The organism is Micromonospora rifamycinica (genome assembly GCF_900090265.1).
Classification (GTDB): Bacteria; Actinomycetota; Actinomycetes; order Mycobacteriales; family Micromonosporaceae; genus Micromonospora; species Micromonospora rifamycinica.
Genome location: NZ_LT607752.1, coordinates 6,217,373 through 6,238,487, shown reverse-complemented (window position 1 = coordinate 6,238,487; position 21,115 = coordinate 6,217,373). Strand labels below are relative to the sequence as shown.

At 72.7% G+C, this 21,115-nt stretch carries 20 protein-coding genes and 1 pseudogene; 12 read left to right on the top strand and 9 right to left on the bottom strand.

From position 1 onward, the window contains the following. Positions 1 to 59: 59 nt before the first annotated feature. Positions 60 to 1,544, bottom strand: coding sequence for an NYN domain-containing protein (locus GA0070623_RS26470; protein ID WP_067307985.1), 1,485 nt, complete (start codon positions 1,542 to 1,544; stop codon positions 60 to 62). 127 nt (positions 1,545 to 1,671) lie between these two features. Between GA0070623_RS26470 and GA0070623_RS26465 the strand changes: the two genes are divergently transcribed. From GA0070623_RS26465 to GA0070623_RS26445, 5 genes are all read left to right on the top strand, one after another. Next, on the top strand, positions 1,672 to 3,429 hold the full coding sequence (locus tag GA0070623_RS26465; RefSeq protein WP_067307982.1) for a DEDD exonuclease domain-containing protein: 1,758 nt from the start codon (positions 1,672 to 1,674) through the stop codon (positions 3,427 to 3,429). Positions 3,430 to 3,556: 127 nt separating this feature from the next. After that, positions 3,557 to 5,344 (top strand): RelA/SpoT family protein, encoded by a 1,788-nt coding sequence (locus GA0070623_RS26460; RefSeq protein ID WP_067308037.1) that lies wholly within the window; start codon positions 3,557 to 3,559, stop codon positions 5,342 to 5,344. A gap of 79 nt (positions 5,345 to 5,423) precedes the next feature. After that, positions 5,424 to 5,945, top strand: coding sequence for an NUDIX hydrolase (locus GA0070623_RS26455; protein ID WP_067307979.1), 522 nt, complete (start codon positions 5,424 to 5,426; stop codon positions 5,943 to 5,945). Then, positions 5,942 to 6,805 carry a nucleotidyltransferase family protein gene (locus tag GA0070623_RS26450; protein ID WP_067307975.1) on the top strand — a complete coding sequence of 288 codons (864 nt, stop codon included), beginning with the start codon at positions 5,942 to 5,944 and terminating at the stop codon, positions 6,803 to 6,805. The genes GA0070623_RS26455 and GA0070623_RS26450 overlap by 4 nt, the downstream gene beginning before the upstream one ends. Positions 6,806 to 6,828: 23 nt before the next feature. Next, complete coding sequence (locus tag GA0070623_RS26445; RefSeq protein WP_067307972.1) at positions 6,829 to 7,443, top strand: hypothetical protein; 615 nt, start codon at positions 6,829 to 6,831, stop codon at positions 7,441 to 7,443. Positions 7,444 to 7,674: 231 nt separating this feature from the next. Here the strand turns inward: GA0070623_RS26445 and GA0070623_RS26440 are convergent, their stop codons facing one another. Further along, the gene (locus GA0070623_RS26440) at positions 7,675 to 7,950 is read right to left on the bottom strand and encodes a hypothetical protein (RefSeq protein ID WP_157746996.1); all 276 of its coding nucleotides are present in this window, start codon (positions 7,948 to 7,950) and stop codon (positions 7,675 to 7,677) included. Positions 7,951 to 7,953: 3 nt separating this feature from the next. Here GA0070623_RS26440 and GA0070623_RS26435 point away from each other — a divergent pair, with 3 nt between their 5' ends. Beyond that, a complete protein-coding gene (locus GA0070623_RS26435) occupies positions 7,954 to 8,241 on the top strand; it encodes an Lrp/AsnC family transcriptional regulator (RefSeq protein WP_067314680.1) in 288 nt (95 codons plus the stop codon). Between the two features lie 157 nt (positions 8,242 to 8,398). On the opposite strand, the gene GA0070623_RS26430 is transcribed toward GA0070623_RS26435, so the two are convergent. The 5 genes from GA0070623_RS26430 to ctaE form a co-directional block, all read right to left on the bottom strand. After that, positions 8,399 to 9,076 (bottom strand): DUF4142 domain-containing protein, encoded by a 678-nt coding sequence (locus tag GA0070623_RS26430; protein WP_067314683.1) that lies wholly within the window; start codon positions 9,074 to 9,076, stop codon positions 8,399 to 8,401. A 325-nt stretch (positions 9,077 to 9,401) separates the two neighbouring features. Next, positions 9,402 to 11,027, bottom strand: a complete 1,626-nt coding sequence (gene qcrB / locus GA0070623_RS26425) for a cytochrome bc1 complex cytochrome b subunit (RefSeq protein ID WP_067314685.1) — start codon at positions 11,025 to 11,027, stop codon at positions 9,402 to 9,404. Next, complete coding sequence (qcrA, locus tag GA0070623_RS26420; protein ID WP_067314688.1) at positions 11,024 to 12,109, bottom strand: cytochrome bc1 complex Rieske iron-sulfur subunit; 1,086 nt, start codon at positions 12,107 to 12,109, stop codon at positions 11,024 to 11,026. The genes qcrB and qcrA overlap by 4 nt, the downstream gene beginning before the upstream one ends. A gap of 67 nt (positions 12,110 to 12,176) precedes the next feature. Next, positions 12,177 to 13,010, bottom strand: coding sequence for a cytochrome bc1 complex diheme cytochrome c subunit (gene qcrC, locus GA0070623_RS26415; RefSeq protein ID WP_067314690.1), 834 nt, complete (start codon positions 13,008 to 13,010; stop codon positions 12,177 to 12,179). A 72-nt stretch (positions 13,011 to 13,082) separates the two neighbouring features. After that, entirely contained in the window at positions 13,083 to 13,682 is a 600-nt protein-coding gene (gene ctaE / locus GA0070623_RS26410; protein ID WP_067314692.1) for an aa3-type cytochrome oxidase subunit III, read from the bottom strand. Positions 13,683 to 13,790: 108 nt separating this feature from the next. On the opposite strand from ctaE, the pseudogene GA0070623_RS26405 reads away from it, so the two are divergent. The 5 genes and pseudogenes from GA0070623_RS26405 to GA0070623_RS26385 all read left to right on the top strand — a co-directional run. After that, positions 13,791 to 14,744 (top strand): annotated as a pseudogene (locus tag GA0070623_RS26405) (cytochrome c oxidase assembly protein); the annotation flags it as partial. A gap of 298 nt (positions 14,745 to 15,042) precedes the next feature. Next, positions 15,043 to 15,438: a hypothetical protein gene (locus GA0070623_RS26400; RefSeq protein WP_067314694.1), complete on the top strand. Its 396-nt coding sequence runs from the start codon at positions 15,043 to 15,045 to the stop codon at positions 15,436 to 15,438. 85 nt (positions 15,439 to 15,523) lie between these two features. Next, positions 15,524 to 16,570 carry an anthranilate phosphoribosyltransferase gene (gene trpD, locus GA0070623_RS26395; RefSeq protein ID WP_067314696.1) on the top strand — a complete coding sequence of 349 codons (1,047 nt, stop codon included), beginning with the start codon at positions 15,524 to 15,526 and terminating at the stop codon, positions 16,568 to 16,570. Positions 16,571 to 17,050: 480 nt separating this feature from the next. Next, a complete protein-coding gene (locus GA0070623_RS26390) occupies positions 17,051 to 17,257 on the top strand; it encodes a hypothetical protein (protein WP_067315638.1) in 207 nt (68 codons plus the stop codon). A 126-nt stretch (positions 17,258 to 17,383) separates the two neighbouring features. Then, positions 17,384 to 17,794 carry a VOC family protein gene (locus GA0070623_RS26385; protein ID WP_067315635.1) on the top strand — a complete coding sequence of 137 codons (411 nt, stop codon included), beginning with the start codon at positions 17,384 to 17,386 and terminating at the stop codon, positions 17,792 to 17,794. 434 nt (positions 17,795 to 18,228) lie between these two features. Here the strand turns inward: GA0070623_RS26385 and GA0070623_RS26380 are convergent, their stop codons facing one another. Both GA0070623_RS26380 and ctaC read right to left on the bottom strand, forming a co-directional pair. Continuing rightward, on the bottom strand, positions 18,229 to 18,657 hold the full coding sequence (locus GA0070623_RS26380; protein ID WP_067315631.1) for a cytochrome c oxidase subunit 4: 429 nt from the start codon (positions 18,655 to 18,657) through the stop codon (positions 18,229 to 18,231). A gap of 10 nt (positions 18,658 to 18,667) precedes the next feature. Continuing rightward, the gene (gene ctaC, locus GA0070623_RS26375) at positions 18,668 to 19,639 is read right to left on the bottom strand and encodes an aa3-type cytochrome oxidase subunit II (RefSeq protein ID WP_067315628.1); all 972 of its coding nucleotides are present in this window, start codon (positions 19,637 to 19,639) and stop codon (positions 18,668 to 18,670) included. Positions 19,640 to 19,810: 171 nt separating this feature from the next. Here ctaC and GA0070623_RS26370 point away from each other — a divergent pair, with 171 nt between their 5' ends. Beyond that, positions 19,811 to 20,962 (top strand): cysteine desulfurase family protein, encoded by a 1,152-nt coding sequence (locus tag GA0070623_RS26370; protein WP_067315624.1) that lies wholly within the window; start codon positions 19,811 to 19,813, stop codon positions 20,960 to 20,962. The last annotated feature ends 153 nt before the right edge of the window (positions 20,963 to 21,115 follow it).

Here is a 21,115-nt window from a genome sequence, read left to right as displayed (position 1 = left end):
ACCGCAGCCGCACACCCTGCCGGCCCGCTCGCCCTGACGAGAACGCCGCGATCAACTGGTCAGGAGCGGGACAGCCGGCGCAGCAGCGAATCCGCGCCCAGCGGGTACGCCCCGTGCCGGCGTACCCCGTCGGCGACCTCGCGGTCGGAGGAGATCACCACCACCGGGCGGCCGGGCGGCTCGGCCCGGACCAGTCGGCGGATCAGCTCGTCGGCGGTCTCCCCCTTGCGGGAGAAGAGCACCCGCACCCCGCGCGGGGTGGGGGGCAGGCCGTGCATCCGCTCCGCCCCGTCGAAGACCACTGTCACCTCGTCGCCGGTCTGCGCGGCGATCCCCCCCAGCCCGGTGATCAACCGCTTGCGCTGCTGCTCCAGGGACATCTCGCCGAACCCGCGCTTGGTGACGTTGTAGCCGTCGACGACCAGGTGCGCCCGGGGCAGGGCGAGCAGTTGATCGAGTCGGGCCGGGTCGTCGGTGTCCCGGGCGCGGGCGGCCGGTCCGGCCTGGGCGGTCACCGGGGCGTCGGTGAAGGCGTCGGCCACGAAGTCGGCGGGGAGCTTGTCCACCGGGTCCAGAGCCAGTTCGCGGCGCAGCCCGACGGCGGCCTGACCGATCGTCTCCAGCAGCAGCCACAGCCGGGCGTCGTCGACCGAGCGGGCCTCCTTGGCGCTGGCCTTGGCCACCCCGGCCGCCGCCTCGGCCTCGGCCAGCCGGGCCCGCGCCCGGCGCAGCTCGGCGTCGCTGTCGGCGGCGGCCCGGGTGGCCCGGCCGCGTTCGGTGGCGAGCAGGTCGTTGGCCCGGCGTTCCCGGGCCTGGGTCTCGCGCAGGCTGCGCTGGAGCTGGCGGTTGTCCTCCCGGAGCTGACCCAGCTCCTCGCGGACCCGGGCCAGCTCGTCGCGGAGCTTGTCCGCCTCCACCCGGGCCACCGCCCGGTCGTGCTCGGCCCGGGTGGCCCGCTGTTCGGCCTCCCGGACCAGCTCGGCGACGACCGCGCTGTCCGCCTCGGCGCGGACCACGGCCCCGCTGGCGTCGATCAGTTCCCGCCAGCCCCGGGGGCGGACGAGGTAGGCCAGGGCGGCCACCTCGACCGGGTCGGCGGCGGCCGGCGCGGTCCCGTCGACCACTGCCGCACCCAGGTCACCGGCGTCGGCCAGGACCCGGGCGGTGACCCGCTGCCGGAACAGCGGATCGGCGGTGAGCTGGGCGGCGATGGCCGAGCCGCCCAGCCGCGCCCGGCGGTTCGGGGCGAACTTCGCCACCCGGCGCAGCGGCACCGGCACCTCGTCGCCGGGCAGGCCGGGCAGGACCGCGGCGGTGAGCGCCACGATCCGCTGCCGGACCGGCTCGGGCAGGCTGGGCTCCGGCTCGGGCGGTCCGGTCTCGGCGGATCCCGCCTCCGACGCTCCACCCCCGGCGGGTCCGGCCTCGGGCGGTCCGGCCTCAGTTTCGGGCGCCCCCGCACCCGGGTTCCCGCCGGCCCCGGGCACGGCGGCGGACGACCCCTCCTCCGGGAGGTGGTCGTCGTACGGCTCGGTGAGGGGCATGGGGCAAGTCTCCCACCGCGACCGGGCCCACCGCCGGATGAGTGAGCCGATCTCTCATCCTATGCCGTGGGTGGCTGCTGGGGCTGCGGTGACGGGAGTGTCGCACCTGACGATTAACCTGCCGGCCGTGGCACCTGGGGAGTTCGTCCAACAGACCCTGGCCGGGCTGGACCGGTCGGCCGGCGGCGTCGATCCGGCGCTGCCGCTCTACGCGACGACGTTCGTGGTGGTCGACCTGGAGACCACCGGCGGCTCACCCGACGGCGGGGGCATCACCGAGATCGGCGCGGTCAAGGTACGCGGCGGCGAGGAGCTGGGCGTGCTCGCCACCCTGGTCAACCCGGGGGTGCCGATCCCGCCGTTCATCACCGTGCTGACCGGTATCACCCAGGCCATGCTGGTTCCCGCCCCGCCGATCGAGCAGGTGCTGCCGAGCTTCCTGGAGTTCATCGCCGACGCCGTGCTGGTGGCCCACAACGCCCCCTACGATGTCGGGTTCCTCAAGGCCGCCTGCGCGAAGCACGGCCACCGCTGGCCCCAGCCCCGGGTGCTGGACACGGCGGCGCTGGCCCGCCGGGTGCTCAGCCGCGACGAGGTGCCCAACCGCAAGCTGGGCACCCTGGCCGCCTACTTCCGCACCGCCACCCAGCCCACCCACCGGGCGCTGGACGACGCCAAGGCGACGGTGGACGTGCTGCACGGGTTGATCGCCCGGCTCGGTGGGCACCGGGTCGACACGGTCGGCGAGGCGATCGAGTTCACCCGGGCGGTCACCCCCACCCAGCGACGCAAGCGGCACCTGGCCGAGGGGCTGCCGAAGGCCCCCGGGGTCTACATCTTCCGGGCGGCCGACGACCGGCCGCTCTACGTCGGCACCTCCGGCGACATCGCCACCCGGGTGCGCAGCTACTTCACCGCCGCCGAGAAGCGGGCCCGGATGTCGGAGATGCTGGCCGCCGCCGAGCGGGTGGAGGCGGTCGAGTGCGCCCATCCGCTGGAGGCGGAGGTGCGCGAGCTGCGGTTGATCGCCGCGCATGCGCCGCCGTACAACCGCCGGTCGAAGTATCCGGAGCGGATGGTGTGGCTCAAGCTGACCGACGGGCCGTACCCCCGGCTGTCGGTGGTGCGCGGCCTGGCCCCCGGCGACACCGCCTACCTCGGCCCGTTCCGCTCCACCCGGGCCGCCGAGCTGGCCGCCGCCGGGTTCCACGACGCGGTGCCGCTGCGCCAGTGCACCCACCGGTTGTCACTGCGCACGGTCACGCCGGCCTGCGCCCTGGCCGAGCTGGGCCGCTGCCCGGCACCCTGCGAGCACCGGATCACCCCCGAGGAGTACGACCAGCGCGCCGTCGTGCCGTTCCGCACCGCCACCACCAGCGACCCGCAGGTGGTGGTGGACGCCCTGCTGGCCCGGATCGAGGCGCTGGCGGCGTCCCGGCGCTACGAGGAGGCGGCGGTGGTGCGGTCCCGGCTGGCCGCGGTGCTGCGGGCCGCCGTCCGGATGCAGCGGCTGGCCGGGCTGACCCGGATCGGCGAGGTGGCCGCCGCCCGGCCCGCCGCCGGGGGTGGTTGGGAGCTGGCGCTGGTGCGGCACGGGCGGCTCGCCGGCGCCGGGGTGTCCCCGCTGGGCGTCCACCCGCGACCGACGATCACCGCGATCCGGGCCACCGCCGAGACGGTGGAGCCGGGCGGACACGGGCCGGTGCCCCGGGCCACCGCCGAGGAGACCGAGCGGATCCTGTCCTGGTTGGAGCGACCGGAGACCCGTCTGGTGGAGATGACCTCCGAATGGTCGTCGCCGGTGGCCGGCGCGGGGCGGTTCCGTGACCTGCTGGCGAAGGCCGAGGGCGGTGGGTCTGCCCAACTCTCGACCGAACGCTCATGAGCAAGTGACCGATCGGACTACCCCGCCTCGCTTAGGCTGTTAAGGGAGTGCAGTCCTGCCCGTTTCGTGGGCCTGCTTCCGGTTGCCGGGTACGGTGGACGGGAGTCGGGGTGAGGAGGTGTCCCTCGTGGACGTCGACGCCGGACACGGCGCCGCCCTGGGAGGTGCGCTCCCGGCCCAGCCGGGTGAGTTGCCCCTGGCCCGGCGGCTCCGGTCCTTGTTGAGCTGGCCGGCCAGCGACGGTGATCCGGTGACCCAGTTGGTCCGCACCCACCGCGGCATCCATTCCAGCGCGGACGCCTCGGTGCTGCGCAGGGCGTACACGATCGCCGAGAACATGCACCGCGGGCAGTTCCGCAAGAGCGGCGAGCCCTACATCACCCACCCGCTGGCGGTCGCCCAGATCTGCGCCGACCTCGGGATGGACACCACCACCCTGGTCGCGGCGCTGTTGCACGACACCGTGGAGGATACCCGCTACACCCTCCAGGCGCTCAGCGAGGACTTCGGCCACGAGGTGGCCCACCTGGTCGACGGGGTGACCAAGTTCGACAAGGCGTTCTACGGCAAGGCCGCCGAGGCCGAGACGATCCGCAAGATGATCATCGCGGCCGGCAAGGACGTCCGGGTGCTGATCATCAAGCTGGCCGACCGGCTGCACAACATGCGTACCCTCGGGGTCCGCTCGGCCGCCTCCCGCGAACGGATCGCCCGCAAGACCCAGGAGGTGCTGGTCCCGCTCTGCGACCGGCTCGGCATCCAGACCCTCAAGCGCGACCTCGACGACGTGGTGCTGCTGCACCTGGAGCCCGACGAGCACGCCCGGCTGGCCCGGTACGTGCACGACCGGCCCGGCTGGGACGTCTACCTCGACGACGTGGTGGCCCAGGCCAAGGTGGCGCTGCGGCGCAGCCGGGTGGACGCCGAGGTGAGCGTCCGCCCCCGGCACCTCTACTCGATCTGGAAGGACACCGTGGCCGGCGGGCACACCGCCCCGTACGACCTGCCCCGGATCGTGATCGTGGTGGACGGCCCGGCCACCGACTGTTACGCCGCCCTCGGCGCGGTGCACGGGCGCTGGCGGCCGGTCCCCGGCCGGTTCAAGGACTTCATCGCCTCCCCCAAGAACAACCTCTACCGCTCCCTGCACACCAGCGTCTGCGGCCCGCAGGAGCGCACGGTCGAGGTGCTGATCCGCACCCAGGAGATGCACCGCTGCGCCGAGTACGGGGTGGCCGCCGACTTCCGCTTCCCCCGGGCCGCCACCGGGGCGAGCAACACCGACCAGCTCTCCTGGCTGCGCCGGGTGCTCGACTGGGAGCAGGAGGCCCCCGACCCGGCCCAGTTCCTCCAGTCGCTGCGCTGCGACCTGGCCGAGGCGCAGATCCAGGTGGTCGCCGACGGCCGGCAGGTGGTGCTGCCGGCCGGGGCGACCCCGGTCGACCTGGCCTACGAGCTGGGCACCGAGCGGGGCGACCACTGTCTCGCCGCGCGGATCAACGGCCGGCTCGCCCCGCTGGCGTCCGAACTGGACGAGGGCGACGTGGTGGAGATCTACACCGAGAGCGACGCGGAGAGCGGCTTCGAGGCGACCTCCGCCCCCCGGGGGCCCCGCCGCGAGTGGCTCGACTTCGTCAAGTCACCGCACGCGCAGATGCAGATCAGCCGCTGGTTCACCGACCACACCGAGCCCGGCATCTCGATCGCCGACAAGGTACGCCTGGGGCGGGCCACCATCGGGCTGGCGCTGCGCAAGCACGACCGGGGGCTGGCCAGCGACCTGCCGCTGCTGCGGCTGTCGGAGGAGCTCGGCTACCCCGACCTGGAGACCCTGCTGGTCGCGGTCTTCGACCGGGCGGTCGAACCGGACACCGTGGTCCGCCAGCTCATCGACCTGGTCGACCATCGACAGTGACCGGGGCGGGTCGACGCCTGCCCGGGTGACCGGTCGCCCCGCGCCCCACAGCGGCGCATCGACGGCCTAGCCTGGAGCCATGATCCTCCGCTCCCGCGCCACCGGCCGGGCCGTCGCGTACAAGGTCTTCTACCGGCTGCCGGTGTCGGTCCGCCGTCGCCTGGTCCGGCTCGCCGGGCCGAAGTACGTCGTCGGCGCGGTGACCCTGGTCCGGGACAGCGAGGCCGGCGGGGCCGGCCGGCTCCTGCTGCTGCGCCAGCCCCCCGGGCACAGCTGGACGCTCCCCGCCGGGCTGCTCCAGCGCGGCGAGGCGCCGGTCGTCGGCGCGGCCCGCGAGCTGCACGAGGAGTCCGGCGTCCGGCTGCCCCCCGACCGGCTCCGCCCGGCCGTGCCGAACGCCCTGGTGCATACCCGGGGCTGGGTGGACATGGTCTTCGAGGTCGAGGTGCCCGCCTCCACCACGACCCTGAAGGTGGACGGCGCGGAGGTCCTGGAGGCCGCCTGGCACCCGCTGGACGACCTGCCCCGGCTGAGCCGGGCCACCGCCAACCTGCTCGGCCACTACGGCATCGGGCCGCAGGCCGGCCAGCCGGCGACGTGAGCGCACCGGACGGCCTGTGCGCGGTGGTGCTCGCCGCCGGTGAGGGCACCCGGTTACGCCCACTCACCGCCCGGGTGCCGAAGGCGCTCTGCCCGATCGGCAACGTGTCGCTGCTGGACCGGGCGCTGGCACGGCTCACCGGCCTGGGCCTGACCGGGCCGGACCGGGTGGCGGTGAACGCCTGCTACCTGGCCGACCAGGTGGTGGCCCAGGTCGGCGACCGGGCACACCTGTCGGTGGAGCCGGGCGATCCGCTGGGCACCGCCGGCGGCCTGGGCAACCTGCGGGGCTGGATCGCCGGCCGGGGGGTGCTGGTCGGCAACGCCGACGCGTACCTGGCCGATCCGCACCGCGCTCCCGGCCCGGACGTCGCGGCGCTGCTCGCCGGTTGGGACTTCCGGTCCGTCCGGCTGCTCGGCCGCCCGGCCCCGGACCCGACCGCCCCCGGCACCTTCGACGGGCACGTCTTCACCGGCTTCTCGCTGCTGCCCTGGCACCGGGTGCGGGAGCTGCCGGCCCGCTTCGGTGACCTGGTCCGCACGGTGTGGCGGCCGGCGGAGGCGGCCGGTGAGCTGACCGTGGTGCCGTACCCGGGAACGTTCTTCGACACCGGCACACCCGCCGACTACCTGGCGGCCAACCTGCACGCCGCCGGGGACGGCGGCCTGCTGATCGCCCCGGACGCCACCGTCACCGGCCGGGCACGGCACGCGGTGGTCGGCGCGGGTGCGGTGGTACGCGGCGACGTGGAACGCGTGGTGGTCTGGCCCGGCGCGACGGTCGGCCCGGACGAACGGCTCCGGGACGCCATCCGGGGCGCCGACGGGCTCACCGTGCCGGCCTCACCAGGCGGAAGTTGATCGTCGGTGCCAGAATCACCGGCATGCAGCCCTCCGTGCCCCGGATCCCCCTGTCGGTCGGCTACCGGTCGGGCCGGACCGGCCGGGTCGTCTCGTTGCTGGTGCTGGGTGTCATCCTGACGGTGACCTGCGGCTGTGTCGGCGCCTTCATCGGGACCGGCCTGAACGCGGCGACCGGCAACGACAGCTCGGGCAGCGCGACCGTGCCCGCGCTCGTCGCGCTGCTGTCGGTCGGGCTGGTCATGCTCTTCATCGGCCTGCTGGTGACCAGCATCGTGCGGACGAGCGCCCGGCTGGAGGGCACCCGGCTCACCGTGGTCGGGCTCACCACGAAGAGCGTCGACCTGCGGGCCGCCCGGTCGGTGTCGTTGCGGGCCGCGGCCGTCGCGCACACCGGGGTCTCCAGCGACGGCTCGCTGGTCGCCACCGGCGCGGTCACCCGGACCCCGGTGCTCACCGTCACCGCCGACACCGGCACGGTCAAGCTGGGGCTGCGCAGCAAGGAGAGCCTGCTCATCCCGCCGCCGGAGATGTACGCCCTGGCCGCCGCGCTGGACACCGCCCGCTGCCCGGGGGCGGCGGAGGCGGCGGGGTGGCTGCGTGCCATGGCCGCCGACCCCCGCACCATGCTGCTCTGACCCCCGCCACCGGCGGCTCTCGTCCCGGCCACCCGCTCTGACCCGCGCCACCGGCGGCTCTCGTCCGGCTGCTGGCGCTTGCGGGCGGGCGAGCACACCGACACGGTGCGGCGCGGCCGGCTACCGGCGCTGCGGGCAGGCGAGCGCCTTCACCACCGACACTATGCGGTGCGACGCGTATGCCTGGCTGGCATAAATATGCCAGCCAGGCATACGCCCTCCGCCCGATGTTCACGCCGACGGCAGTCGCGCGCTCGCGCAGACCCCCACCGGCACCGGCTCGCTCGCCAGGGACGCGCGGGCCAGGGCCGGGGACGCGCGGGCCAGGGCCGGGGACGCGCGGGCCAGGGCCGGGGACGCGCGGGCCAGGGCCGGGGACGCGCGGGCCAGGGCCGGGGACGCGCGGGCCAGGGCCGGGGACAACCGGGAGGGGCGGGTGGGTACGGCACTAGCATGGTCGACGACACCAGGCCGGCGTCGCGCCGGGCACGACGAACGGAGAATCATCCAGTGATCACCGCGATCGTCCTGATCGACTGCGCCACCGACTCGATCCCCGAGGTGGCCGAGAACCTGGCCAACCTGCCCGGCGTCAGCGAGGTCTACTCGGTGGCCGGGCACGTCGACCTGATCGCCATCGTCCGGGTCCGGGAGTTCGAGCAGATCGCCCAGGTCATCGCCGGCAGCATCTCCAAGGTGCCCGGGGTGCTCGGCACCGAATCGCACATCGCCTTCCGCGCCTACTCCCAACACGACCTGGAGGAGGCCTTCGCGATCGGCCTGGCCAGCGCCGACTGACCCGGCCCCGCCGACACCATCCGGCCGCCGCCACCCCTGGCCGCCGGCATCCGGCCGCCGGTAGCGGCGTGCGCGACGGTGGCACCGGCTGCTGGTGTCCGCGCGCACGATGGTGGCCGGCCCCTGGGGACCGGCCACCATCAGGTGGTACGAGGTGTCAGCTGTTGTCCGGAGCGGGCGTCTCGGTGCTGCCACCCGGTTCCGGCGACTCCGTGGTGCCGCCCGGAGCCGGCGACTCGGTGGTGCCACCGGGTGCCGGCGTGCCGCTGCCGTTCGGGCTCGCGGTGCCACTGGCACTGGTCTGCGGGACCGGGATGCCCAACTCCTGGGCCAGGGCCACCAGCGCGTCGTAGTGCGCCTGCAACACCGGCAGGGCGTCCTGCGCCAACTGGACCACCGACTGCTCCGAGCCCTGCGAGATCTCGGTCTGGGTGGCCTGGATGGCCTGCACGTGACCGGCCAGCTCAGCGGTCACCCAGGCCTTGTCGAACGCCGCGCCGTTGAGCCCGTTGAGCTTGTCGATGACCTTCTGCTGGTCGGCCGTCGGCGCGCTCGGCAGCGACACGTTGAGCTGCTGCGCGGTGCTCTGCACCGTCTGGTCGAGCTGGGTGTGGTCCGTGACGAACTGCTGCCCCAGCTGCTTGACCTGCTCGTTCTGGCCCTTCTTCTGGGCCAGGTTGCCGGTGACGATCTCCGCCAGGTTCACCTGGTGCACCGCCTGCAGGTACTGGGTGTCCTGCGCCGACGGCTGCGCAGCGGCCTCTGCGGCGGCTGCGGGCGCCAGACCGACCACCGCCAGCGTGGCCAGTAGTCCCAGGCGTTTGATACCCAACATGTTGCCTCCCCGTTTCCGTTGGACCGCACGGATACCCGGCTGGCGGGGGTTATTCCTGGGCTTTCCACCCGTTGGTGGGCGGTCGCGTCGCCGCCGGACCTGCAACGGGTGCCTGCCCGGTCGGGGACCAACCGGGCCACCAACGGGTGCCGGGCCGGTCGCCTCGCCGGCTGGCCCGGCCGCCACCGGAAACGGACGTCAGCTCACCCGGATGGCCCGGACACGGACGTCAGCTCGTCCGGAAACGGGGCTTGGCGCCCCGGAAACGGACGAGACGCCCGCCGGAGTACTCCGGCGGGCGTCTCGGTCGACAGGATCGGAAAGGTCAGCGGCGGGCGTCGCCGCTGCCGATCTGCTCCCGCTCCGGGCGGGGTTCCACCGGCGGGTGCCCCGGCGAAACCGGTGCCTCGACGGGCTTCTCGATCGGGTAGAAGAAGCCCCGGATCGCCGGGCCGAGCGCCCCGAGCCGGTTCATCTTCTTCGGCACCACCCAACCGACGTAGTCCAGCTCGGCGTGGCCGTGGCCGTCGGCTGCACTGAGCGGCTGGTGGACCTCCTCGAACCGGCCGTCGGGCAGGCGGCGGATGATGCCGGTCTCCACGCCGTGGGCCAGCACCTCCCGGTCGTGCTGCTGGAGACCGAGGCAGATCCGGTACGTGACGTAGTACGCCAGCGGCGGGACCACCAGCAGGCCGATCCGGCCCGCCCAGGTCATCGCGTTCAGGCTGATGTGGAACTTGTCGGCGATCACGTCGTTGGCTCCGGAGAGCGTCAGCACGATGTAGAAGGCGACCGCCATCGCGCCCACCGCGGTGCGGGCCGGCACGTCCCGGGGCCGCTGCAGCAGGTTGTGGTGCCGGTAGTCCTTGAGCTGGCGCGCCTCCACGAACGGGTAGAGCGTGGAGAGGCCGACCAGGATGCCCGGCAGCACGACCGTCGGCCAGAACAGCGGCGGGATGACGTACCCGTCGCCGATCGGGATGTTGATCTCCCAGGCGGGCATCAGCCGGGTCGAGCCGTCGAGGAACATCACGTACCAGTCGGGCTGGCTGGCGGCCGAGACCACCCACGCCTCGTACGGGCCGAAATACCAGATCGGGTTGATCTGGAACAGGCCGCCCATCAGCGCGATCACGCCGAAGACGACCATGAAGAAGCCGCCCTGCTTGAGCGCGTAACGCGGGAACATCCGCTCGCCGACCACGTTGTCGTTGGTCCGGCCGGGGCCGGGCCACTGGGTGTGCTTCTGCTTGAACACCAGGCCCAGGTGGGCGCTGATCAGCGCCACCAGCAGACCCGGGATCAGCAGCACGTGGGCGATGAAGAACCGGCTGATGATGATCTCGCCCGGGAACTCACCCCCGAAGATGGACGAGGTGACCCAGGAGCCGATCACCGGGATCGACAGCATGATGCCCGAGGCGATCCGCAGGCCGGTGCCGGACAGGCCGTCGTCCGGCAGCGAGTAGCCGGTGAAGCCGGCCAGGAAGCCGACCCAGAAGAGCAGCGAACCGATGATCCAGTTGGTCTCCCGCGGCTTGCGGAACGCGCCGGTGAAGAAGATCCGCAGCATGTGCACCACGATCGCGGCCATGAACAGCAGCGCGGACCAGTGGTGCATCTGCCGCATGATCAGACCGCCCCGGACATCGAACGAGATGTCCAGGCTGGAGGCGTACGCGGCGGACATCGGCGTGCCCCGCAGCGGGGCGTAGCTGCCGTTGTAGACCACCTCGGTCATCGCCGGCTCGTAGAAGAAGGTCAGGAACACGCCGGTCAGCAGCAGCACGACGAACGAGAAGAGCGCGATCTCGCCGAGCAGGAACGACCAGTGGTCCGGGAAGACCTTGTTGAGCAGCTTGCGCAGCGGCGTGGCTACCTGGAAGCGGTCGTCCGCCCCCACTGCGGCCTTGCCCGGCACCGCTGCCACGTCAAACTTTCGGCGCTTCATGGCCGCTCCCAGAAGTCGGGGCCGACGGTTTCAGTGTAGTCGGACTTCGCCACGAAGAAACCTTCCTCGTCCACCTCGATCGGCAGCTGGGGAAGCCGCCGACTCGCCGGGCCGAAGACCGGACGGGCGTTGTCGGTGATCAGGAACTGGCTCTGGTGACACGGGCAGAGCAGCCGGTTGGTCTGCTGCTCGTAGAGGCTCGCCGGGCAGCCGGCGTGCGTGCAGATCTTGGAGTACGCCGCGTAGTTGCCCCACATGAAGTCACCGTGGCCGACCCGCGAGTTGGCCTGCCGGGACTTCTCCGCGTCGCTCTCCCGCAGGTGGATCAGCAGGGTCGGCGAATCGGCGTGCTTGTTGCTCACGCCGTGGTCGATGCCGGGGAAGACGGTGAGCTGGCCACCGGCGCTGACATCGGCGGGACGGATCGGCCGGCCGTCCTCGCGGACCAGCCGGATCTTCTTGCCGTCGGCCGGCGCGAACCCGGTGGTGAACATCTGGTTGTTCTTGTGCGGGTTGGAGATCAGGCCGCCGACCAGCGGGGCCGCGGCGACCGCACCGACCGGCAGCAGACCGGCGACCAGCGAGACACCGAGCAGCGGACGCCGCCGTACCCCCATCTCGTCGGCCAGGTAGAGCATGGTCTCGCCGGTGATCTTCCGCTCGTCCGGCGAACCGGGACCGTCGTGCCGGTCCTGGATCGACACCTCCTTGGGCAGCAGCTTCTTGCCCCAGGTGAGGATGCCGAAGCCGATGCCGAGCAGGGCGATGCCCAGGGTGACGCCGAGCAGCGGGGTGTACCACTTGTCGCCGCCCCGGCCCGGCTCGTACTCCCAGGGCCACCAGATGTAGACGACCAGGAACGCGGTCGCGGCCAGCCCGGTCAGCAGGAACATCGCCGCGACCGTACGGGTCAGCCGGCGCTCGGCCTTGCTGCCCGGGACGACCTGCTCCTCGTAGTGGACGATCTCGATGTCGTCCCGGCGCGCCCCCTCGGTGACGATGTCGAACCGGGAGAGCCGGGGGTCGTGGACGTCGAGCGGTTCCCGGTCCTGCGGGGCGTGCTGCTCGGTCTGGGTGCTCATGCCGTCACCTCGCTACGGGCGGTGCCGGCGGCCGGCACCACGGCAATGCTGTCGACGATCCGCCCGGTCACGACTTGCCCGCAATCCACAGGCTCGTGAAGACCAGCGCGACGATGCCCACCAGGAAGATGGCCAGCCCCTCGGTGGACGGCCCGTACCGACCGAGGTTGAAGCCGCCCTGGTCCTGGTCGGCCTTCAGGGACTCCTGGATGTAGGCGATGATGTCCGCCTTCTGCTCCGGGGTGATCTGGTTGTCGCCGAACACCGGCATGTTCTGCGGGCCGCTGAGCATCGCGGCGTAGATCTGCGCGTCGCTGGCCGGGGCCAGGCTCGGGGCGTACTTGCCGGAGGAGAGCGCGCCGCCGCCACCGCCGAAGGCGTGGCACTGCGAGCAGTTGATCCGGAACAGCTCGCCACCGGTGGCCAGGTTGGCGCCCTCGCGGAGGTTGCCCTGCGGGACCTGGGGGCCGCCGCCGAGCTCCTGGATGTACTGGCCGAGCTGGCGCACCTGCTCGTCGGTGAAGACCGGCGGCTTGCGCATGGCCTGCGCCTCCTGCCGGGCCATCGGCATCCGGCCGCTGCCGACCTGGAACTCCACCGAGGCGGAGCCGACACCGATCAGGCTCGGGCCACGACCCTCGACGCCCTGGGCGTTGGGGCCGTGACAGGTCACGCAGCTCACGTCGAACAGCGCCCGGCCCTCGGCCGCGGCGCCGGTCAGCGGCGGGTTTTCCTGCGCCTGCGCGCCCGGGGCGAAGACCGTGTAGGCACCGCCGGCAAGCGTCAGCGCGGCGATCAGCCGGAACGCCGCGCCCAGCCGACGGCGGCCCCTGCTGCGCGCCGCGGGCCGCCCGCGCAGGCGCGCGAGCAGACCGCGTCGGCGGTCGTTGTCAGAAGTCATGACCTGTGTCCTTAACCGGTTGGACCTTGTCTCAGGGGACGGAGCAGCGGCGCGGAACGTGACGCGCCAAGATCACTGAAGCCAGTAGATCATGGCGTAGAGCCCGATCCACACGACGTCGACGAAGTGCCAGTAATAGGACACGACGATCGCCGACGTGGCCTGGGCGGGGGTGAACCGGCCCATGGTGGTGCGGATCATGAAGATGATGAAGGCGATGAGACCGCCGGTCACGTGCAGGCCGTGGAAGCCGGTGGTGAGGTAGAACATCGACCCGTAACCGTCTTCGTTGATCTTCACGCCCTCGTGGACCAGGGTCAGGTACTCGTTCGCCTGGCCGAGCACGAAGATCAGGCCCATCACGAAGGTGAGCGTGAACCAGCGCCGCAGGGCGTGCACGTCACCCTTCTCGGCCGCGAAGACACCGAGCTGGCAGGTCACCGAGGACAACACCAGGATCACCGTGAAGGTGGTCGCGTAGGGGATGTTGAGGACCTCGGTGTGCTTCTCCCACTGCTCCGGCGCCGCCGCGCGGATCGAGAAGTACATCGCGAACAGCGCCGCGAAGAACATGAGTTCGCTGGAGAGCCACACGATCGTCCCGACGCTGACCATGTTGGGCCGCGTCAGAGAGTGGATCCGGCTCTTGTCAATGGCTGGGGCCGCAGTCACGCGGTCATTATTGCCCTTGACCGGGGCGGGCGATCAGCGGGGGGCCAAACCCGGGTCAGGGATGGCCCGATCGTGGCGGTCCGGTTCGCCTGGCCTAGCCTGAAAAGCGTGCTGCACGTCGATTCGATCTTCGCCGCCACCTCGACGGCCCCGTCCACCGTAGTGGCGGCGGCCGGCGTCGAGGTACCGCCGCCGTTCGACATCACCCGCGTCTTCACCGAGACCCGGCTGGACAGCTGGCTCGCCCTGGGCCTGGTCCTCGCCGCCGGCCTCTACCTCTACGGGGTGCACCGGCTACGGCTGCGCGGGGACCACTGGCCGGTGCTCCGTACCGTGTGCTTCCTCGGACCGGGCCTGGGCGGCATCGCCGCGGTCACGGTCAGCGGCCTGCACGCCTACGACACCGCCCTGCTCTCGGTGCACATGGTGCAGCACATGGTGCTGTCGATGATCTCGCCGATCTTCCTCGCCCTGGGCGCACCGGTCACCCTCGCGCTGCGCACCCTGCCGATCGGCCCGCGCAAGCGGCTGCTGGCCGTCGTGCACAGCAGAATCGCCCGGGTCTACAGCTTCCCGCTGGTGGCGTTCACCATCTTCGTGGTCAACCCGTTCGCGCTCTACTTCACCGACCTCTACCGCTACACCCTCGAACACGCCTGGGCGCACGAGCTGGTGCACGCGCACTTCATCATGACCGGCTGCGTGTTCTTCTGGCCGCTGCTCGGCCTCGACCCGCTGCCCGGCCGCTGGCCGTACCCGGCGCGGGCGCTGCTGATGCTGCTCTCGGTGCCGTTCCACACCGTGCTCGGGCTCACCATCATGCAGAGCACCACCCTGTTCGGCGGCGACTGGTACCCGTCGCTCAACCTGGCCTGGTCCGACCCGTGGAACGACCAGGTGGTCGCCGGGGGCATCCTCTGGGCCGGCGGCGAGTTCGTCAGCGTGACGATGCTCGCGGTGCTGGTGGTGCAGTGGGTCAAACAGTCCGAGCGGGAGGCCCGCCGGGTGGACCGCGAGCTGGACCGGCAGGAGGCCCGCGACCGCGCCGCCGAGGCCGCCACCGCCACCGCCGGGGCCGGGGCCGGGGCCGGGGCTGGAGCCGGGGCCGGGGCCGGGGCCGGTGCCTCAGCCGCGGGGGCCGGAGCCGCCGCCGGAGCCGGAACGAGCCCCGGAAACCCGCATTGAGCTGCCGCGACACCCGGTCCGCCGGGAGCCGGCAGGTGGGATGTCGAGTACGCCACACCGCCCGGTAGGATCAGCGGCAGCAACGAGGAGTACAGCCCATGAGTGAGCGCAGCGAGCGAGTCATGCTCAGTGCGACGGTGCCTCATCACGGCACGGAGCGAAGCGGAGTGTCGGCATGAGCGATCGTCTCTGCACCGTCCTGCTCTACAGCGACGACCAGCAGGTCCGGGACCGGATGCGGCTGGCCGTGGGCACCCGTCCCGCGCCGGGCATCCAGATCGAGTTCGTCGAGGCGTCCGACTACTTCGGCTGCATCCGGCTGGTCGACGACTACGAGATCGACCTGATGCTGCTCGACGGTGAGGCCAGCCCCGGCGGCGGCATCGGCATCGCCCGCCAGATCAAGGACGACCGGGCGGACGCCCCGCCCACCTGCGTGGTCATCGCCCGCGCCGCCGACCGATGGCTCGCCTCGTACGCGCAGGTCGACGGCGTGCTGATGCACCCGCTCGACCCGGTGACCACCGGCACCACGGTCGCCGAGCTGCTGCGTACGCACGCCGCCGCCTGAGCCGGACGCGCTCGGCGGCGTCCCTGGCGCCCGGGTGACGGGCGCCTCCCGTCCATCACACCCCACGCCGCTCGGGAGGCCCAGCATGGGCGAACGGACCTGGCCGCACCTGCTCAACGCGCTGTTGCGCGGCAACGAGCTGTCCACCGCCGACACCGCCTGGGCGATGAACGAGATCATGGCCGGTGCCGCCACCCCGGCGCAGATCGCCGGTTTCGCGGTCGCGCTGCGCGCCAAGGGCGAGACCCCTGCCGAGCTGGCCGGCCTGGTCGAGGCGATGTTCGACAACTCGGTCCCGGTCACCCTGCCGGAGGAGCTGCGCCGGACCGCGGTCGACGTGGTCGGCACCGGCGGTGACCTCGCCCACACGGTCAACATCTCGACGATGACCGCGCTGGTGGTGGCCGGCGCGGGCGTACGGGTGGTGAAGCACGGCAACCGTGCCGCCTCCTCGCTGTGCGGCACCGCCGACCTGCTGGAGCACTTCGGCGTACCGCTGGATCTCGGCCCGGAGCAGGTGGCCCGGTGCGTGGCCGAGGCCGGGATCGGCTTCTGCTTCGCGGCCCGGTTCCACCCCAGCATGCGGCACACCGGTCCGGTCCGGCGGGAGATCGGCGTGCCGACCGCGTTCAACTTCCTCGGCCCGTTGACCAACCCGGCCCGGCCGCGGGCCGGGGCGGTCGGCTGCTTCGACGCCCGGATGGCCCCGGTGATGGCCGAGGTCTTCGCCCGCCGGGGCGACTCGGTGATCGTGATGCGCGGCGAGGACGGCCTGGACGAGTTCACCACCGCCGCGCCCACCCGGGTCTGGGTGGCCCAGGGGGGCGCCGTCCGGGAGGCCGTGCTGGACGCGGCCGACCTCGGGGTGCCCCGGGCCACCCTGGCCGACCTGCGGGGCGGTGACGCCGCGCACAACGCCGCCGTGGCCCGCCGGCTGCTGGCCGGCGAGACCGGTCCGGTACGCGACGCCGTCCTGGTCAACGCGGCCGTCGCGCTGGCCACCCAGACCCCGCTGGACGGTGACCTCACCCAGGCGGTACGCGCCGGCATGGCCCGCGCCGCGGAGTCCGTCGACTCGGGGGCGGCAGCGGCCACCCTGGAGCGGTGGATCGAGGTCGCCCGCTCCCTCTGAGCCCCAGCCGTCCCTCCCGCGCCCGACCATCCCCGGCCCTCGGACCGGCCAGCCCCGCCGGGATGCCGTGGCGCGGGCTGCCCGGATACCGGCATGACCCGCAGGCCGCCGCCCCACTGTCGCCCCGCCCTGCCCCGCCGGTCGCCCCGCCCCGCCCCGCCCCGCCGGTCGCCCCGCCCTGCCCCGCCGGTCGCCCCGCCCCGGTGATCAAGAGCCTTCGGTCAGCAGACCGCGCCGACGTGACCAAAACCTCTTGATCACCGCCTCAACCGTGGGGCGACGGCGGTGACCAAGAGGTTTCGGCGGGGCGGCGGGGCGGCGGGGCGGCGGGGCGGCGGGGCGGCGGGGCGGCGGGGCGGCGGGGCGGCGGGGCGGCGGGGAATTGTCACCCGGGCGTGGGAAACTACATGAGAGTAGTTTTCTGTTTCCGGTGATGGCGGCACTGTCCATCGGCGGTTTCCGGAGCGAGAGGGGACGCCCGTGTCGGACCGCGAGTTCTACTGCGACACCTGCGAGAGCGTTCAGCTGTTCGAGGTGCCGCCGTGCCCCGACGGCCACGGCACCGACTGCCCCGAGCTGGCCTGCACCGGCTGTGGTGCGGCGGTGCTGATCGCGACCTTCGCCTTCCAGCCCACCCGCCTGGCCGACCGCCGCCGCCGGTCGCCAGCCGGTCGTCACGCGGCCTGAATCCGACTGGGGCACCGCCGGCTCCCCCGGCTGAATACCGCCCCGACCCTGCCCCGAACTCCGGCCTGCCCCGAACTCCGGCCTGCCCCGGACTCCGGCCGCTGAGCTGCGTGACAGGATCACCGGATGCTCCGACTCACGGATTTCATCATCGACTGCCCGGACACGATGACGCTGGCGGCCTTCTACTCCGCAGTGACGGATCGCCCGGTCAAGGAGGGCAGCAACGAGGACTGGGCCGGTATCCGGTTCGGCGAGATCGAGCTGGCCTTCATCAGGGTGTCGGAGTACCGCGCCCCGCAGTGGCCCGACGGCGAGCACCCCAAACAGTTCCACCTCGACTTCGAGGTCGATGACATCGAGGCCGAGGAGCGTCGCGTCCTGGCCCTCGGCGCGACCCTGAAGCATGACTTCGTCGGCCCCGACGGCTACGGGTGGCGGGTCTACACCGACCCGGTCGGTCACCCCTTCTGCCTGTGCCGCAACAAGGGTGTCACCTGGACCGACCAGGGACCTGTCTGGCCCGAGCCCGCCTAACCCACCACGCCTTCCTGATCCACTCATCCACCACGCCTGCCTGATCCACTCACCTGAGCCGAAACAGCGGTATCAAGTGCCGGGAAGACCGCTACTTCGGCCCTTTGGAGTCGATCATCCGCGACGACGGCAGCCGACGGCCGCACGGCAGACGGCCGACGGCCGCACGGCAGACGGCCGACGGCAGACGGCCGACGGCCGCACGGCAGACGGCTGCACGGCAGACGGCTGCACGGCAGAGGGCACGCAGCAGACCGCAGCGGGGCAGCGGCGCAGCCGGGCAGCAGAGCAGCGGCGGAAGCAGCGGAAGCGGGGCAATGACGGCAGCAGGCAACGACGACCGGCCCGCCTCCCAGGTGGGGAGGCGGGCCGGTCGGGTGATCGGGTCGGTGCCGGGCGCGGCGAGCAGGCTCGCAGCAGGCCGGGCCGGTGGGTCAGTGCTCGGCGGTGCGCCGGGTACCGGAGTAGTACTCGAAGAGCAGGCCGCAGGCGGCGAAGATGACCAGCACCAGGCCCAGGCCGAGCAGCCAGAACTGCCAGAACACCAGGCCGAGGCCGGCGATCGCGGCGGCCAGCGCCAGGCCGAACGGCCAGTAGCTGCCGGGGCTGAAGAAGCCGATCTCGCCCGCGCCGTCGGCGATCTCGCCGTCCGGCCGGTCCTCCGGGCGCAGGTCGATGCGGCGGGAGACGAACCAGAAGAAGCCACCGCACATCGCGCAGAGCAGGAAGGACAGCAGCAGGGCCACCGTGCCGACCCACTCGACCTGGCCGCCGGAGTCGCCGTACGTCCAGGCACCGTAGAGGACCGTCGCGCCGAGCAGGAACGCGGCGATGATCAGGAAGATACGCCACTCGGTCTTCATGCCGGATACCTCAGTTTCCCGCGCTCGCGGACGCGTCGTCCGGGTTGAAGTTGTCCTTCGTCCGCCGGGTGTCGAACGGCTGGGTGGTCTTCGCGTACGGGTCCTGACCGATGGCGGTCAGCGCCTCCTGCGTCGACTTGCCGTCCCGCTTGGCCGCCAGGAACTGGTCGTACGCCTCCGGGGAGACCACCCGCAGCTCGAAGTTCATGAAGGCGTGGTAGCTGCCGCACAGCTCGGCGCAGCGGCCCACGAACGCGCCCTCGGTCTCCAGCTTGGAGACCTCGAAGACGTTACGGATCTTGCCGGGCATCACGTCGCGCTTGAACAGCAGCTCCGGCACCCAGAAGGAGTGGATGACGTCGCGGCTGGTCTCCTCGAACCGGATGGACCGGCCGGTCGGCAGCACCAGCACCGGGATGACCTCGCTGGTGCCCAGCACCGACGCCACGGTGTTGGCCTCGGGGCCCTGGCCGTCGCGGTAGTTGAACTGCCAGTTCCACTTGACGGCGACGACCTCGACGACGACGTCGGGGTTCTTCGTCGTACGCACCACGTCGGTCTGGACCACCGCCGTGTAGTAGAAGAGCACCGAGACGATCAGGATCGGCGCGATGGTGTAGAGGAACTCCATCGGCAGGTTGTAGCGGGTCTGCACCGGCAGCTCGTTGCCGCGCTTGCGGTAGCGCACCACACACCAGAAGATCAGGCCCCAGACGAAGACACCGACCGCCAGGGCGGCGATGCAGGAGGCGATCCACAGGTCGTACATCCGGTGCGACTCGGGGGTGATGCCGCCCTGCGGCCAGCCGAAGCCGTCGACGGAGCGGCCGACGTCACACCCGGTGAGCAGAACCAGCAGCGCAGCTCCGCCGAGGCCGAGCCCGGCGAGCCGGCCAGCACCACGCCGCCGACGCTCACCGGCTCCGGGGGAAGCGCTGTGCCGTACGGCCGACGGCCGTACCTCCGAACTCCTTGCGACCACCTGGTCCTGCCTCCCTAGCGCGCCGCGGTGGGGCTTTCCAACAGCACCGACGGCAAAGGCGTCACCGACGGTCGCAGATTACTCGACCATGGCGGGCGCGACCGTGTTGGGGTCGCTGTCCGACCCCATCGGGGGGATCTTGGCCATCCCGACGCGATAGCGTCATCTTTCGTGAGTGCCCACCCGGTCTACCTGGACGCCGCCACCGCCGCGCCACTGCATCCGGTCGCCCGGCAGGCGCTGCTGGCCGCCCTCGACGACGGCTGGGCCGACCCCGCCCGGCTCTACGGCCGAGCCCGCCGGGCGGCCCAGCTCCTCGACGCGGCGCGCGAGGCCACCGCCGCCACCCTCGGCGTCCGCCCCGACGAGCTCTCCTTCACCCCCAGCGGTACGCACGCCGCGCACTCCGCCGTGCTCGGTGGCCTCGCCGGCCGGCGGCGCAGCGGGGCGACGCTGGTGCACTCCGCGATCGAACACTCGGCGGTGCTGCACGCCGCCGAGCGGCACGTCGCGGCCGGCGGCACCGCGACCTCCGTACCGGTGGACCGGCTCGGCCGGCTCGACGAGGCCGCCTGGTCGGCGGCGGTGCACTCACCCGGGGTGGCGCTGGCGGCGCTGATCGGGGCCAGCCACGAGGTGGGCACCGCCCAGCCGGTCGCCGGGGCCGCCGCCGTCTGCGCCGCCGCCGGGGTACCGCTCTACGTGGACGCGGCCCAACTGGTCGGCCGGGTTCCGGTGCCGTCCGGCTGGTCGGTGCTGACCGCCAGCGCGCACAAGTGGGGCGGCCCACCCGGCGTGGGACTGCTGGTGGTCCGCAAGGGCACCCGCTGGGAGTCGCCGTGGCCGGCCGACGAGCGGGAGTTCGGGCGTACCCCCGGGGTGGTGAACCTGCCGGCGGTGGTCGCGGCGGCGGCGAGCCTGCGCGCGGCGGCGGCCGACGCGGCGACCGAGGCGGCCCGGCTGACCCCGCTGGTCGACCGGATCCGCGCCCGGGTCGCCGCCGACGTACCGGACGTGGAGGTGGTCGGCGACCCGGTCGACCGGCTCCCCCACCTGGTCACCTTCTCCTGCCTGTACGTCGACGGCGAGGCGCTGCTGCATGCGCTGGACCGGCGCGGCTTCGCCGTCTCCTCCGGCTCCTCCTGCACCTCCTCGACGCTGCGCCCGTCGCACGTGCTGGAGGCGATGGGGGTGCTCTCGCACGGCAACGTCCGGGTCTCGCTGCACCGGGACACCACCGAGGCCGACGTCGAGCGCTTCCTCACCGAGCTGCCCGGGATCGTCGCCGACCTGCGCGCCGACGCCGGCGTGGTGGGCCTGTGACCACCCCGATCGGGCACGACGGCCCGGGTGGTGGGCCTGTGACCACCCCGACCAGGCACGACGGCCCGGGTGGTAGGCCTGCGACCACCCCGACCAGGCACGACGGCCCGGGTGGTAGGCCTGCGACCACCCCGACCAGGCACGACGGCCCGC

What these genes read in the sequence shown, in the direction of transcription:
- GA0070623_RS26470 (WP_067307985.1), bottom strand. Translation starts at nt 1,544, where the DNA reads ATGCCCCTCACCGAGCCGTACGACGACCACCTCCCGGAGGAGGGGTCG.
- GA0070623_RS26455 (WP_067307979.1), top strand. Translation starts at nt 5,424, where the DNA reads ATGATCCTCCGCTCCCGCGCCACCGGCCGGGCCGTCGCGTACAAGGTC.
- GA0070623_RS26445 (WP_067307972.1), top strand. Translation starts at nt 6,829, where the DNA reads ATGCAGCCCTCCGTGCCCCGGATCCCCCTGTCGGTCGGCTACCGGTCG.
- GA0070623_RS26440 (WP_157746996.1), bottom strand. Translation starts at nt 7,950, where the DNA reads ATGATTCTCCGTTCGTCGTGCCCGGCGCGACGCCGGCCTGGTGTCGTC.
- GA0070623_RS26430 (WP_067314683.1), bottom strand. Translation starts at nt 9,076, where the DNA reads ATGTTGGGTATCAAACGCCTGGGACTACTGGCCACGCTGGCGGTGGTC.
- qcrB (WP_067314685.1), bottom strand. Translation starts at nt 11,027, where the DNA reads ATGAAGCGCCGAAAGTTTGACGTGGCAGCGGTGCCGGGCAAGGCCGCA.
- qcrA (WP_067314688.1), bottom strand. Translation starts at nt 12,109, where the DNA reads ATGAGCACCCAGACCGAGCAGCACGCCCCGCAGGACCGGGAACCGCTC.
- qcrC (WP_067314690.1), bottom strand. Translation starts at nt 13,010, where the DNA reads ATGACTTCTGACAACGACCGCCGACGCGGTCTGCTCGCGCGCCTGCGC.
- GA0070623_RS26400 (WP_067314694.1), top strand. Translation starts at nt 15,043, where the DNA reads ATGAGCGATCGTCTCTGCACCGTCCTGCTCTACAGCGACGACCAGCAG.
- trpD (WP_067314696.1), top strand. Translation starts at nt 15,524, where the DNA reads ATGGGCGAACGGACCTGGCCGCACCTGCTCAACGCGCTGTTGCGCGGC.
- GA0070623_RS26385 (WP_067315635.1), top strand. Translation starts at nt 17,384, where the DNA reads ATGCTCCGACTCACGGATTTCATCATCGACTGCCCGGACACGATGACG.
- GA0070623_RS26380 (WP_067315631.1), bottom strand. Translation starts at nt 18,657, where the DNA reads ATGAAGACCGAGTGGCGTATCTTCCTGATCATCGCCGCGTTCCTGCTC.